Source organism: Anoxybacillus sp. LAT27 (assembly GCF_022030075.1).
In the GTDB taxonomy this organism is placed as follows: Bacteria; Bacillota; Bacilli; order Bacillales; family Anoxybacillaceae; genus Anoxybacillus; species Anoxybacillus kestanbolensis.
The window spans coordinates 1-224 of the sequence record NZ_JAIWYK010000393.1; the positions used below are offsets into that span (position 1 = coordinate 1).

General features: G+C 66.1%; 1 protein-coding gene. It reads right to left on the reverse strand.

What is annotated here, in order from left to right:
• Positions 1-180, reverse strand: a 180-nt coding sequence (locus LD028_RS09920) for a hypothetical protein (protein ID WP_483298304.1), incomplete at its 3' end; no start/stop codon positions are given.
• Positions 181-224: the final 44 nt, after the last annotated feature.

Genomic DNA, 224 nt, shown 5'->3' on the forward strand with positions numbered 1-224 from the left:
GTGCAGGATACGGGCGACCGAAGGTCGTTTCCCGCCGCCATCGGAATGGAATTGCACATCCTGCGCCAGAAGGTCGCCCAGTTGCGTCAGGTCGCCCTTCTGCGAAGCCTCGAAAAAGGCGGTGGCGATGGCCTTGCCCTGACTCCGGGCAAGCGGGAAGCGCGGGCGTGCATCGCGCACATGTGCCCGCGCCCGACTGGCCAGTTGGCGGCAGGCAGCTTCAT